General features: G+C 43.9%; 12 protein-coding genes. 1 reads left to right on the forward strand and 11 read right to left on the reverse strand.

What is annotated here, in order from left to right; all coding sequences use genetic code 11:
• Window positions 1-144: 144 nt before the first annotated feature.
• The 10 genes from cas6 to Q0612_RS05785 form a co-directional block, all read right to left on the reverse strand.
• Window positions 145-954 carry a CRISPR system precrRNA processing endoribonuclease RAMP protein Cas6 gene (gene cas6 / locus Q0612_RS05740; RefSeq protein WP_298881954.1) on the reverse strand — a complete coding sequence of 270 codons (810 nt, stop codon included), beginning with the start codon at window positions 952-954 and terminating at the stop codon, window positions 145-147.
• Window positions 951-2,909: a TIGR03986 family CRISPR-associated RAMP protein gene (locus Q0612_RS05745; protein ID WP_298881957.1), complete on the reverse strand. Its 1,959-nt coding sequence runs from the start codon at window positions 2,907-2,909 to the stop codon at window positions 951-953. Before Q0612_RS05745 ends, cas6 begins: the two co-directional genes overlap by 4 nt.
• Window positions 2,909-3,475: a CRISPR-associated protein Csx19 gene (gene csx19, locus Q0612_RS05750; protein WP_298881961.1), complete on the reverse strand. Its 567-nt coding sequence runs from the start codon at window positions 3,473-3,475 to the stop codon at window positions 2,909-2,911. The genes Q0612_RS05745 and csx19 overlap by 1 nt, the downstream gene beginning before the upstream one ends.
• On the reverse strand, window positions 3,468-4,886 hold the full coding sequence (locus Q0612_RS05755) for an RAMP superfamily CRISPR-associated protein (RefSeq protein ID WP_298881964.1): 1,419 nt from the start codon (window positions 4,884-4,886) through the stop codon (window positions 3,468-3,470). The genes csx19 and Q0612_RS05755 overlap by 8 nt, the downstream gene beginning before the upstream one ends.
• Entirely contained in the window at window positions 4,886-6,451 is a 1,566-nt protein-coding gene (locus Q0612_RS05760; RefSeq protein ID WP_298881967.1) for an RAMP superfamily CRISPR-associated protein, read from the reverse strand. Before Q0612_RS05760 ends, Q0612_RS05755 begins: the two co-directional genes overlap by 1 nt.
• A 5-nt stretch (window positions 6,452-6,456) precedes the next feature.
• A complete protein-coding gene (locus Q0612_RS05765) occupies window positions 6,457-7,068 on the reverse strand; it encodes an RAMP superfamily CRISPR-associated protein (RefSeq protein ID WP_298881970.1) in 612 nt (203 codons plus the stop codon).
• Window positions 7,068-8,726, reverse strand: coding sequence for a Cas10/Cmr2 second palm domain-containing protein (locus Q0612_RS05770; protein WP_298881973.1), 1,659 nt, complete (start codon window positions 8,724-8,726; stop codon window positions 7,068-7,070). Before Q0612_RS05770 ends, Q0612_RS05765 begins: the two co-directional genes overlap by 1 nt.
• Before the next feature lie 275 nt (window positions 8,727-9,001).
• Window positions 9,002-9,895, reverse strand: coding sequence for a hypothetical protein (locus Q0612_RS05775; RefSeq protein WP_298881975.1), 894 nt, complete (start codon window positions 9,893-9,895; stop codon window positions 9,002-9,004).
• 5 nt (window positions 9,896-9,900) lie between these two features.
• On the reverse strand, window positions 9,901-10,542 hold the full coding sequence (locus Q0612_RS05780; protein ID WP_298881978.1) for a TM1812 family CRISPR-associated protein: 642 nt from the start codon (window positions 10,540-10,542) through the stop codon (window positions 9,901-9,903).
• 141 nt (window positions 10,543-10,683) lie between these two features.
• Entirely contained in the window at window positions 10,684-11,016 is a 333-nt protein-coding gene (locus tag Q0612_RS05785) for a hypothetical protein (RefSeq protein ID WP_298881981.1), read from the reverse strand.
• Window positions 11,017-11,885: 869 nt separating this feature from the next.
• Here Q0612_RS05785 and Q0612_RS05790 point away from each other — a divergent pair.
• A complete protein-coding gene (locus Q0612_RS05790; protein ID WP_298881983.1) occupies window positions 11,886-12,950 on the forward strand; it encodes a transposase in 1,065 nt (354 codons plus the stop codon).
• A gap of 99 nt (window positions 12,951-13,049) precedes the next feature.
• Here the strand turns inward: Q0612_RS05790 and Q0612_RS05795 are convergent.
• Window positions 13,050-13,441, reverse strand: a 392-nt coding sequence (locus Q0612_RS05795; protein WP_298881985.1) for a transposase, incomplete at its 5' end; no start/stop codon positions are given.

Raw genomic sequence — 13,441 nt, forward strand, 5'->3', positions numbered from 1 at the left:
ATAAAACAAGCTCCTGTCATATTATTTATATATAAACAACTTATCTTTAATTATATCACACAGGCTAATCTTTGTCTGTTTAAACAATATTTTACCGAAAGAAAATGGCACCTGCATTAATCTGCAAGTGCCTTTTCAGCATATTTAATCGTATCTTACTTTAACCTGTCCAAGGCCCTGTCCCGTAAGGCGTCCTACACCTGCAAAGACTGCGAACTCGCCCAGGCTGATGAACATCGCTCTGAATTCCGTCGGCAGCAGCGTCAGCTTATAGGTAAAGCTGCCCACAAAGCCTGTTACGCCATGCTGCGGCGAAACATTTACCCTTTTGCTGTTGCCCTGCCAGCGCTCCGGCAGCAAATAAGCAGCAGCAATTTCTTTAACCTTGTCCACGGCAAAATGCTCTTCACCACTAATTTTGTTCCAGCGTTCTGCCAAGGAGCCGAAAACAAGCTCCGGCTTCGGCCAGGGGTAATCATGATCAAAGTAGCGGAAGGTAGTCGGCGATAAGAAATCCATGGTCAGCTGCGAAACAGGCGGCAGCTCTGCGCATTGGCTTTCCAGATATTCCGTAGTCGTCAGGCCTGCCTGCGAATGCTCTCTTTGCGTGCGGTACACATCCTTAACTACAAAGGCAATACTGCCCACCTGCAAGCGCAGTCCCGGCTGCAAAAGCTGTAAAACAGCTTTTGTGCTGTCGCCCATCAGGCAGATGCGCCATTTTGCCTGCGTGCCCGCTTGCAGCTGAAAGGCCATTTTTTGCGCAGACTGCTGCAGCTGCAAATGTCCTAAGGAAAAGCATTTATTGGCAGCATCGTGCATTCTCGCGCTCAGCTCAGCATCCAGCGAGCGGATGCTGTTAAGAAAGGCCGCATGCAGCAGACGCCCGTGACTCACGGGCAGTCTGCCTGCATTTTGCGCCTGTAATTCAAGAACTACTGCAGCAAGAATCATGGCTTCTTCACCACTTCGGTAATGCTGGGAAGGGGTATACGGTTATTGCTGACCTTTTTTGCATCTTTATCATTGATATCCATATAGGCGGTTTTATCAGGCCAATCTCTTTGGTCAAGATATGCCTTGTCCATAATCAATGTCAATTCCTTCATTCTGGCATTATATTTATTTAAAGAATCTGCATTCAGCGCAGACTTTATATAGCCTTCAAAGGAAGCAATATACTGCTTTTTATCCTGCTCCTGCAAGCCTGCATCAAAGCCATTATCACCAAACAGTTTTGTATAGTAATTGTCCTCCTGCAGATAAAGCTTGCTCTTGAGCTCCACGCTGCCCATACCTATAGGCTTGCCCATGCCCAGCTTATAAGCGGATCTGCCGTTATCACCTAAGGATAATACCTTTACCAAAGCACCAAGCTCTGCTGCTGACAGATTTTCAAAACGGATTCTGCCGGTAAAGCTACAGCCTAGCTTCAAAGGAGCAACCTTTTTGGTAACCTTTTCATTAGTGTTCGATGCATCAGCAGGTCTGCGCCAATCGCACTTTCTATGCCAATACATCTTATAGCCGCGGATATTGGCATCACTGTTCCAATGATTAGCATTTAAGCTGTCAATCGCTTCCAGATAATTTTGGAAGGAGGTCGGATTTGCACCCATAAGCGGAATCATAACGGCTTCATTTTCCTTGCCTGCATCCTTTTGCAGGTACAGATTTTCAAAGAATACTCTGCTGCTCCAGCTATCCTTATTACCAAACATCACAGCGGTAAAGTCAAGCTTATCGGAGTTGACATTGGCAGGAATATGCTCACCGATGCTCTTTTTATACGGAATACGATACAAAGGACCAGAACCAAAGCTCTTGATTTCATTACCGTCTGCAACATAGAAGCAAGGCATAATGTAATCATAGCCTTCAGCGCCGCGCAAAATATTCAGGCTGTCTGTACCTGCTTTGGACATTTCCTTATTATTCAACAATCTGATGCCCTTAGCATTTTTATCATCACGATAGCCTGCCATAACCTTTTCAGGAATAGGCAGTTTTACATTCCAGTTCGGAGAGCTGATAACATAATAGTGCTTTTTATCGTCCATTTTATCTGTATAGACAACAACCTGATTAGCAGACCAATCAATTCTTCTGTTGATAGTAGCACGTACAACCTGCTCCCCACGTTGATTAGTTAACGGCTGTCCGTTTCTCTTATATGCCTTCTGCAGCTGAGAATCAGTATATTTCATAGTATTACTGTGAGCCGGACAAATAAAGTACTCCTTGCCCTCGCGCACCAGGAAGCCTGCCTGACTCTTCAATACCTCAACACCATCAACCTTCGGCTTCATTTCATCATTATACTCGTCACGCATGTAATCAACACCGGCGGCGAAGGTTCTGTAATAAAGCAGACTGTCTGTTACGTCGGGATCATCACCTGTGCGCATCGTACCGTTGGTAATGATTTTAAAATAGTTTTTAATAGCACCACGCAGACTGCTTCCCGGGATGCAAAGGTTTTCACCGTCAGAAAAGAAAGCGTGCTTGCCATTATCAATAAATAACGGTGTAAGATTCTTTACCTCAACGGTAAAATAACCGTTGTACTTCGCTTCATCACCTGTCAGATACTCTTTATATGCCTTGACTGCTGTTGCTTCGTCATTAACATTATCGGCAATAGGTGCCTTAAGTACAACCTTGTTCAACGATACAAAGTTATAAGGAGCAGTGAGCTTTCTTAAATTCAGACCATTAGCATTAGTGCGAAGTTTTCTGCCGTTACCTGAACCTGAGCCACTGTTGCCTGAGGAAGTATTTCCTCTGCTGCTATAGCTATTGGCAGGACTTGTTTTTTTAGCAGGAGCTTGCTGTGATGCTTTCAGTTGCTCTTCAAGACTAATTCCTTTTTCTTGAGCTTTCTTTTTTTGTGCTAAATATGGGTTCATCACTCATCCCTCCCATCTGCCGGCATAATATCAAGCCAGCGGTAATATGCATAGCCTGCCTGACCGGTTTTTTCGTCGAACTGCACATAGCTGCGTGTGAGCAGCTTGTATTCGTCGGCCTGCTCTGCCACCGGCAGCACCAGGCGGATTTTGCGGCCTGCTTCCCACAGCTCGGCAAAACCCTGGGGTGCAGCACCTGCTACCCTATGACCGAAAAACTGCGAAGCACTGTCTACTGTCGACAGCTTTTCACTGCCTGCTGCGTCATTGATATATTGCAGATAAAAGCCAGCGCCCTGCTTTTGCAGGTAAACCTCTTCCTCCGCATTAAATACGCGCAGCTGTACAAGGTATTTTTCCTCAAACTCCGCACCGTCGGCAAAAGTAAATTTGCCTGCCTCGTAATAGCCGAAGCGCACGCAGTTTACAAAATGTGCAACAACCTTATATTTAGCACCCTGCAGCAGCTTCAGCGCCTCTGCCGGCTGAACGTGCTGCTTGATTTCAATAGCAGCATTGTGTTCGCCCAGCGCCTTTTCAACACCAAAAAAATTTTCCTTATCCATTCAGCTCACCTACCAATGCCTGTACACAAGCCTCCAGCTCGTCCTTATTACCTGTCAGCGTAAAGCCGTTCTTGTTTTCCATCGTATAAGTCTTGCCTGCATAATCAATCTGACAATGCACACCGCGCAGCACACCGCGGCCAACGCCTCTGCCGCTGCCGATGTTCATATTGCCCAGCCACAAATCCTTCAGCAGAAGCAGCATCAGGCCGGCTTCAGCCTGACTGCAGTTTTTCAAGCAGGCCTTCAGGGTAACTGTCTTTTCATCAAGCTTTTGCTGCCAAACAGGCTCTTCGCAGAAAAGCGCACTGTCAATCGTGCTGCCGGTAAAGCGGTCAATACGGTTGCGCGTCTGGCGCATAGCGGACAATTTCTTGGTAGAAATATAGGTTTCGTCCACCAGCAGCTTGCTGCGCTTGCCGCTTTGCTTATCACCGTCATTGGCAAAGCCGAAAATCTCCTGCAGTTTTCGCTGTGCAGCCTGCATGTCGTTGCCTGTGAGCGCCAGCAGAATTTTGAAGGCTCTGCTGCGCAGAACACCCTTCCAGCTGGTGCCGGGGATAACATAATCCTCGCCACTTTTAAGCTGTACGGCAGAAAGTTTTACACCATCGCTGCCCTCTTTAACATCATCAACATCAAAGTTGCGGACCAGTAATGCCCCCTGCAGCGCGCAGCCAACCTCCAGATAGAAGTTTTCCGCTGCCTTAGCTGCTTCGGCCTTGCCGGTATAAGCAGCCTTCGGCAACTTTTCATCGCTGATGTAGGCCAGCCATTGTTCGGCACTTTTAGCCTGGGCAAAATCAAAATCATATACAGCAACAGCTTCCGCACCGGCAATTTTGCCGTAACCCTTGGTGGTAAGCGAACCTAAGCTGATGCCGCCGGTCAGCAAATCGGCAATGGTTGCTGCCATTTCGCCGTAACAGTCACCCTTCACACTGTAGGCGTTATGCTGATAGGTAATTGCCAGCGGCTTAGCTTCATCACACTCACGCACGGTAAGCTCCAGCAAAACATCGCCCGTAGCTCCGCGCTCCAATGCTTCAAAATCAAATTTTGCACCTGTCTTGGCTACGCCAGTCAGCTCATCAATCGCTACGCCGTCACGCACCACGATTCCCTTAGAACTCAGCACAACATCACTTATATTCAGCATACTCTGGTTAGCATCGCGTCCGTCAATCGAACCGAACAGCTTATCTGCAGCTGCTTTGCCGTAAATTGCCGCAATTTCGTTGCGTAGCACACCTGCCAGGGAGGTACCGGGAATAAACGGCCGTCCCTGCTTATCCTTCAGAATCAGGATATCAGTCAGACCATCATTCGCACCGGAACCAATGCGCATAGGAGATTGCGTTTTCAGTTTACATTGGATAACAATTTTTCTTACCAGCTTTGCTCCACTCATCACTGTTCGCCCTCCTTCTTGCCAAGCTTAACGGCATGGCGCATAAACCACAGCCAGTATTCGCGATAAACCTCATCAGCATTAAGCTCAAACGCATTGCTGCCAATCAGTCTCTGTAATTCACTTTTGCTGGAATAAGCAAGATGAAGCTTGCCTAGCCAATTGATGCCATGATACGGAGGCTTATCTTCTGTTAACAGCTTAAACAACTCGTCACCATCATATTTAATATTCCGCAGGTTATCTTTAGCTTTCTTTTTAAATTCATCGCCCTTAATAATATTTTGGATATCACTCTTAGACTTGTCGCTATACATCAATCCCTCTATACGTTTGAGGATATGGTTGGAATTCTCTAGATTGATTTTCAGCTTGCCGCTCTGCGCATCTTGTGCTGCCTGCTGGCGTACCTCCTGCAGCAAGCGCTCGCGGATAATCCTTTTCGCAGTCTCTTTAACTTCATCACTCAAAACGATATTTTTAAACTGCTTCTGGGGCGGCTTATCAACCAACTCCGGCTTAGTCAGCGGCTGCCAGATGACGAACTGACCAAAGCCGTCCTCGGTACCCTTGCCCAAGCCCTGCAATAAAGCTTCCTGTAATTTGGCGCTGTCAACAGCACCGTTCAGGCGTAACTCAATCAAAGTACCAGCGCTCAAAGCACGCTCCGCCTGCTTTTTCGCCTGCCATACGCCAACGTAGCCGTCAATGCTTTCCGCAGCGGCAAAAACCTGCAGTCCGTCCTTAGCAAGCTCGCAGCCCAGGCGCGCTTCCAGCTCGCCCAACAGCTCGCTAGCCGCCTGCTCCACACGCTGCCAACTGCCAAAAGCGATATACGGAGTCTGCGCCAGCAAATAGAACTTATCGCCCAAAGCAACCTGCTGCGCTTCCTTCACAGGCATTGCAGCATACAGGCATTTGCCGTACTGCGCGCTCTTGGCACGCCCCAGATGCAATACTTTCACGTTCAGCTCCAGCAGAACCTTCTGCAAAAGCTCTGCCACATCATCATCAACAAGATAGGCACCCTTAAACAGCTGCCCTGCCTCCAGATATTCGTAGTTGAACACGTTGCCTTCCCTACTGCTGCCGATAATGCGTTCACCATCACCGCTACGCGACATATGCAACTCAATCTTGGCGTCAGTATCAATCTGATACAGCTTGCTATCCTTCTTAACTACAAAGCCCTGTAGCTTTTTAAAGCCAGCCTTATTTTCTGCAGCGGCAGTCAAATCAACAGTCAGTGTTTTGTCCTTGCTGCGCATTAAAGATAGTGGCATCACAAAGGCATCACCCTGCTCCAGCTCACGACAGCCAATCGGATACGCAGGCAAAAAGCGGACCTTGCCGGACAAAAACAACTCAAAGAAGGTTGCATCCTTATAAGCATCCTTATGAGCGTTCTGCAGCTTGTGCGCATTATTGATGTATAAATGCGCCAAGGCTCCACGAATGGCGCTACCTGGAATATAACGCTTGGTTGTCACCAGAATGTTATCGGCACCACGCTCTGCAAACAGCAACGGATCTATATTTTCTAAAACAAATTCCAGCTTTTTCAAACTCATCACTTCCCTTTGCTTACATCCACCAGACGGCAGCGGATATGACCGCAGCCACGGTTACGCTTTGCTCCGGCATAACGCAGATTCATCAGCGCCTTCTTCAAGATTTCCTGTGCTTTGGGCACATCCTGTAGCAGGCAAATGCTACCTGTAAATTTAAGGTTGGCATCTACATCTACAACACGCAGATTATGCAGACTGCCTTCATCTGCAATACCGTTTTTGTCTATCGCCGTCTGATAACGGACAGAGGTGTAGCTCTCCCACAGTGCATCCTTATCAAAAAGCCCTGGGAAGCTTTCCTGCAGATACTTCCATTGCGTCTGCATTTTCTCATAATTATTCAAGGTTAGATTGTCGATACGCATAACAACCTCATCAGTGCTGCCATGACCGAACAGAGCATCTACCTCTTCTTTGGTAAACCAGGAGCCATTGCTAATTTCAGCCATTTCTATAGCACTTTCGTACAAAAGGCCCTTAAAGCGTTTACCGGGAAAATACGGCAAACCATATCTGTCATGCACAGCTTCGCTATCTAAAATAACGTCGGCCTTGCCACTGCCAAGCTGTAGCGGCGAAAGCAATTTTACTTCAACTTGCAATGATTTCATTATTTCGCCCCCGTTTCACTGTCAGGATAATTAAAATCAATAGCCTCGATGGCATCAATATATCTCGTAGCAAATGTGACCTTATCCTTATCCTCGAACTTATCCCACAGGTCATCTGCCGTAACAGTTGCAAGCTTGTTTTCCTTTTTCACCAGCTCGCAAATTTCCGGGCAGTTCTCCAGGAATATGCTCATACTGTGCTTGTCCTCATGCAGCACACGGCGCAGATCCTTAACCTTATTGCGCGGCATTTTATCGCCTGCCAGCTTTTCACTCAAAGCCAGCAGTCCTTTAACGCTTTGCCTGTCATTTTCCTTGCCCAATACATTATACGGACCATAATGCAGGTTGCCGTTGGCAGATTCGTATTGCTCCTTGCGCAACATTTGGATATCGCCGTATTTTTCACCATGCAGAATTGCAAAATCAAGATAATTGCCGTCATCCTTGCGGGACTTTTCCTTAGCTTCATCGCAAAGCTGCTCTGCCAGCTCATAAGCACGGAAGAAGGGATATTTAGCCGGAACAATGGCTACGCCGGCGCAGCAGCTCAAGCTCCTGCTGATTTGCTTGCCGGTAATTTTTTTGATATGAGTATACAAATCTTCGTCATATAATTTGCCGCTAAATAATTCTTTATCCAGCAAATCTTCGCTGTTGACGTATTCTATAAAAGCCTGCGCATATTGCAGTCCCATACGTCCGGGGCAAATGAAGGTAATATCATCACCGCCAATAATAATCGGGCGCAACGGCAGCAGTCGCTTGTTGCCCTGCTTCAGCACACGCATATCCAAAACATCAGCATAGGAATCATATTCGCTGACAATTTTCTTAACCAGCTTAGCAAAGGCATTTTCAACAGTTTTTCTGACCTTCAGCGACAAGCTTTTGCGTTCCAGCATATCTCGACAATTGCTGAATTTAACACCCATATTGTTACCGTCAATATGAATTACGCTGATATAGCTTTCACCTTCCTTGTAGCCAAGGCTTTCAAGCTCACTGCAGAATTCGAAATCGCCCAGCTCATCGTGGAAGCAGGCTTTAATTTTTCCATCAGCAGGCTTAAAGGCTTTGATTTTTGCCGCCACCTCAGCTGAAACAAGACGCTGATAATCTTTATTATATGTATTTACAGCCTTGCCGCTGTAATCACATTCTATGGTAAAGCCTGTATACGGCAAATCAACCTGTGGCAGAACATTGTTCTGGTTCTCCTTAAGCTGCTTATAAAGTGCTTTTAAAGAATCTTGAAAGTTTTCTTTAGACAAGTCAATTTCACCGATAGCAGCGCCAGTTTTCAAGCCAGGAGCTTCAAGCAGTACCTTCAAGCTCCACTTTTGCACCAGCTCACGACAAATGCGCAAGGATTCCTCACCCTTGCGTACTAATATAAGCATATTGCCGCCACCTATGTAGGCAATTTCGCATTCCATATCCGGATGCTCTTTAGTCATCTCCAGTGCTCCCGCTTTATCCCAATCTGTATCCGGCATTTTCAAGCCAGACTGCTTCAGTACGTTAACCATAGCTTCAGTAAAGATTCCATCTACCAGGAAGGAAGCACCCGTATTCGTTTTCAGCTTATTGCAGCCAAAGACATACTTTTGAATTGAGCGGGTGTCCAACAGGATGGCTCCAACCTTTTCGGTCATTTCAATCTCTCCTTCACATCAATTATTAGCATTCCTTTACAAATACTTATTTAACCATTCGACATAAAACTCTAAAATAGTCTGTTCAGACATTCTACGCACCTCCCTATATAGCACTTTCACTATATACATCTGCGAAAAATATCCTCAAATGGTACTTTTTAGATTGTTTATTTTATATTTCGCTCGCACGCTACAGCGAAGTGCCCCGTCATATCAGTATATCTGCGACTGTAGCGTCCTTCCTATAGGTAATGGCAAAAATCACTATATGCTTAGCCATTTTCTCCTGTCACTTCTTTAGCTGCCAGAAGGTTAATTTTCTCCAAGATTTTGCGTTTTTTACGCACTGTGTCCGCAGCCAAATGCAGGTATTGTCCTAGTAACGCATTATTCAGGATATCCCAAGCCTCTTGCCCCTTATAAAATACTATGTAACCATTTTCCAGATAAAGAACAAAAAGCTTCGGAATATCACTGTCATATTCCATATATAACTTACCGCTCCATTCGCAGCGGTTCAAAGGATAAAGCTTGCGCTCCTTGCTTATAGCGTAGCTTCTGTCGATAATGCTGGCAATTAATTCTTGCTTTTCAAAAATAACATCATCAAAAAATAAAGCTATCTCCTGATTATTCTCCCGCATAACCTCTAAGGACTCAGGACCTCTCAAACGCATAATTGCTTCTACATCATCACTGTAAATCTCTTCTACATTCCATTCACGCAGCTTCGCCAGGATTTTGCCTTTGTTCAGATAGCGCAAATTATTTTTGTAATACTTATAATCTACACCCTCTGTTTTACCTATCCGCTCGATCAGCTCCTTCATTTTTGCCAATCGCTCATTATGCTGCTCATAATTAGCTTCGTTCAGCTTATCTGCCTTACTCCCCTGCATTTTGATTTTATAATAGCCAAAGAACATTTTGCAAAAGGAAACATCTTCTGCACCTGCCTGCTTTTGCTTTGTATATTCATTCATAGCTGACTGAAAAGTCTCAGTAAAAACGATTCCGTCAATTCCTGCACCTGCAGCATTGTACAGATTATTCAACAATACTTTTATAAGCTCAGCTTTTGTACGCTCCTCATTTCTTGCGCTTAACCCACCGTTGGCAAGCTCTGCCGCCAGCTGTTCCAATTTTTCTTTCTCAGCTTCCTGCATATAAATCACCTGCTTTCCACTTTTCCCTTGATAATCAGATTCAAGACTTCGTCAAAGACCTGCTTCTGACCAGACTTGGCATTACCGGCAATAGCATCCAGATAGAAAAGTGATGTGATATCACACAACTCTGAGGTTCCTTGGTTCTCGGATTTTTCTGTTCCGGAATATTTTTTGGAATACATAAGGCAGCGAAGATCAATATTTACCCCCGCCTTTACAACATAGGCCAAAGCAATGAACATACTCAGAGAGTACACCTTCATGCCAAAGGTAAAATCAGCGAAAATCTCGTCATCCTCCTGCAGCAGACCTGCAATACATTTGAAAAATCTAGTAAAGGTTTCATCCTCAAATTTCTTACTGATTTCCACCTCAGTGAAATGCAGGTTAATTTGATGATCAGCCAATATATCTTTTACCTCCTGCATATAAACAGCATAGTTATCAACAGCTGTATTTGTATCACCTTCGCCATGCTCTACAGCAGTAATAATTTCTACAGTGTCGCCATCCTCAACCTCATTGTCAATAAGGTAGCTCAGAGGAAAATCATAATTACGCTCCTTTAAGACAAAATCCTCACTGATATACTTAGTCGGGCAAATTTTTCCTAACAGCATAATTGAAATAAAGACCTTGCGCATTTCAACCTCTCCTTGTTAATCAGATTTATTGTTTTAAACAACAGTCACCAGTGTGTCCTAGTTGTGCATTTAACACAAATTAGTTATTATAGCATTCTATAAAATCAGCTAAATTCCTGCCATATATTTATAAAAGGTAGGTTAATTGTGGTTTCCCAATACACAGAGACTGCGGCAGCCTATAATATCTCCTGCAACATTACGCACCGGTTTACCAGGCTTTACCAGGTCCTTGCGCTCAGGGCAGGCCTGCAGCACGATGTGGGATACAATCAAAATAACTCCTTCCTCCTCCGGTGGCAGGTCAACAACATCGCCCAAAACGATTCTGGTCAACGGTGCGCCGCCCAGGTCGCCAATCAGCTCTTCGTGTTCTTCGCAGCGTGCAACTACGCCGGACGGTTGCAGGGACAGAATTGCCTCTTCAGTTACTACTCTCACTTCATGCGGTGTCAGGTTTTTAATTTTTCTCATGGTTTTCTACTTCCTTTTCTTTTTCATACAAATTGTTTAATTAAAGTATTGCAGGAGTTTTTTCTTATTTTCCTGCTCACTATATAAATCTGCAATGAAAAACAAAATCCGGCACAAAACAGTATTTTTTATAAAAATTGTTGCAGGAAACACCCACCGCAAATGTTGCGCTAATTTTGCGATAACTTTTGTTTTGTTTGCAAATAAGTTTTCAGATGTATGATAAAAGCTCTGTAAGGCGCATAGAACAAGATAAATTCAAGAAAGCACTTGCCAAAAGCTGTTCGATATGTTATAGTAGATTTATCACAACAGGCAAATCATTTGCCAAAAGCCTGCAAGCCTTGCGCCAAGCGCATTTTACTTTTTGCAGACGCGGTAAAATACCGCTGTTGTGACAAAATCGGCTGTTTTTGCTATAAACAGCGTTTCGATTTTCCATTGTAGGGCTTTTAGCCCGCTCTGTGAGCCGTGTGCGAGCCACGGGGTGAAAGGCCAGATTACCGCTTGCGGTATATAAAAAAAGACCTGAAGTCCGTATTCTTACGGACCTCAGGTCTTTTCGTTTGGGCAAAATGCATTAGTCCATTACTTGTGGTTGGGTCGACCTAGTCCAAATTTTGTGCTCGATTAAGACCTGGTACATTTTGTGGTTTCGCTAGTACATTCTTGTGCTCAAGCTAGTCCAAATCTGTGGGTCAACCTAGTACAACTTTTGTGGTCGTAGGCCAAAATACCCTGTTCAACAATAAGCAAAAATGGCTTGTACAAACTAAAATTTCTGTACAAGCCACATCTAAACAAATAAATCCTCCTTCGTTAAAATAGTAATTGCCTATATTACTAAAACGAAGGAGGATTTTTTATCTATGCGTCAGTTTATCACAAATATGCTTAACATTCAAGAGGATAAGATTGAGGAACTACAAACCATTGCGCAGTCCGACGGCTCAATCATTATTAATCTTAAGCTAAAGGTTACCTCTAAGATCTGTCCGTTCTGTTCCGGACCTGTAAAAATTCATGGATACTATCCACGAACTCTCACACACTCTACACTGGTCAACCGTAAATGTAGCATTGTTTATCGCCAAAGAAGATTCCGTTGTCCCAAGTGTTCTTATTCTTTTAACGAACTTAATCCCTTTACTAAAGCCAATGACGGACTAACTCACGAAACCAAAATTAATATTTTGAAAGATTTAAAGCATCCCGAAGACACTTATACCAGTGTTGCTGAACGATACCATGTTTCCAAAGCTACTGTTCTAAGATTATTTGACAAACACGTAGATATTATGCGTAAGCCTTTACCAATGGTATTATCCATGGATGAGCACTATTTTCCTGAATCTGATATGGATTCTCTTTACTGCTACCTGCTCATGAATTTTATCACGGGTGAAGTAATAGATGTACTTCCCACACGCAGAAAGCATTACCTTATTGACTATTTTTCCTCTATCCGTGGAGATATTCAAAACTACACTCTCAAACGCAGCGAACTCAACAATGTAAAGTATATATCCATGGATCTGTATGACAACTTTAGGGATGTTGCACAGATATGTTTCCCAGATGCCATTGTTTGTGCAGACAGCTTTCATGTAACCAAACATCTTACAGATGACTTTAATAAGATTAGGCTAAGATGTGCACGAAATACTGAAAACCATACCTATGAGTATCTTCTAAGAAAATTTAATTTTGTATTTCACCATACTACGGACTTAAATAATGAACCAAAATACAACAAAGCCTTAGGCCATTATATCAATTTAAGAGATATCCGAGACTTACTGTTTGCTCAATTTCCAGAGTTGGAAATTGCTTATAACTTAAAAGAATTGTATCTGAAATTTAATCAGAGTGGAAAATATTACAAAGCTTCGTTACTGTCAATATTTTTGCGCAAATTTCTTCAGACATCCTAGCAGAAGTTTAGTTATATAAGTTTAGCGGTTAGTGCACTTCACCGTTAAATATCAACTAGCTTCTGCTTTAGATACCTTTGCTTATTAAGTTAGCTGTTTTTAAGATATTTTTGCTTCGCAATACAGTTCTTCGGCAAGCATATCTGTTAGATGTTTCATGTTCAAGTAACGTTTTTTGCCCCAATCATTGCTGGCTATATAACGCAATCTTGCACATACAAGCATCAATGCTGATTCACCATCAGGAAACGTGCCAATCACTCTTGTGCGACGCTTTATTTCTCTGTTTACACGCTCAATAACGTTGTTAGTACGTATACGCAGCCAATGCTCTGACGGAAACTCCATATAGGTTAAGGTTTCCTCTAAACCATTTTCTAGTTTATCTGCAGCCTTGTTAAGCTTCATCTCACGTAATCTGAAAATTACTGATTTAGCCTTTTCTTTAGCTGCTGCTTTATTCTCCTGAGCATGAATTGCTTTGAGCATCT

It is taken from the genome of uncultured Phascolarctobacterium sp., from assembly GCF_937920985.1.
GTDB lineage: Bacteria > Bacillota > Negativicutes > Acidaminococcales > Acidaminococcaceae > Phascolarctobacterium_A.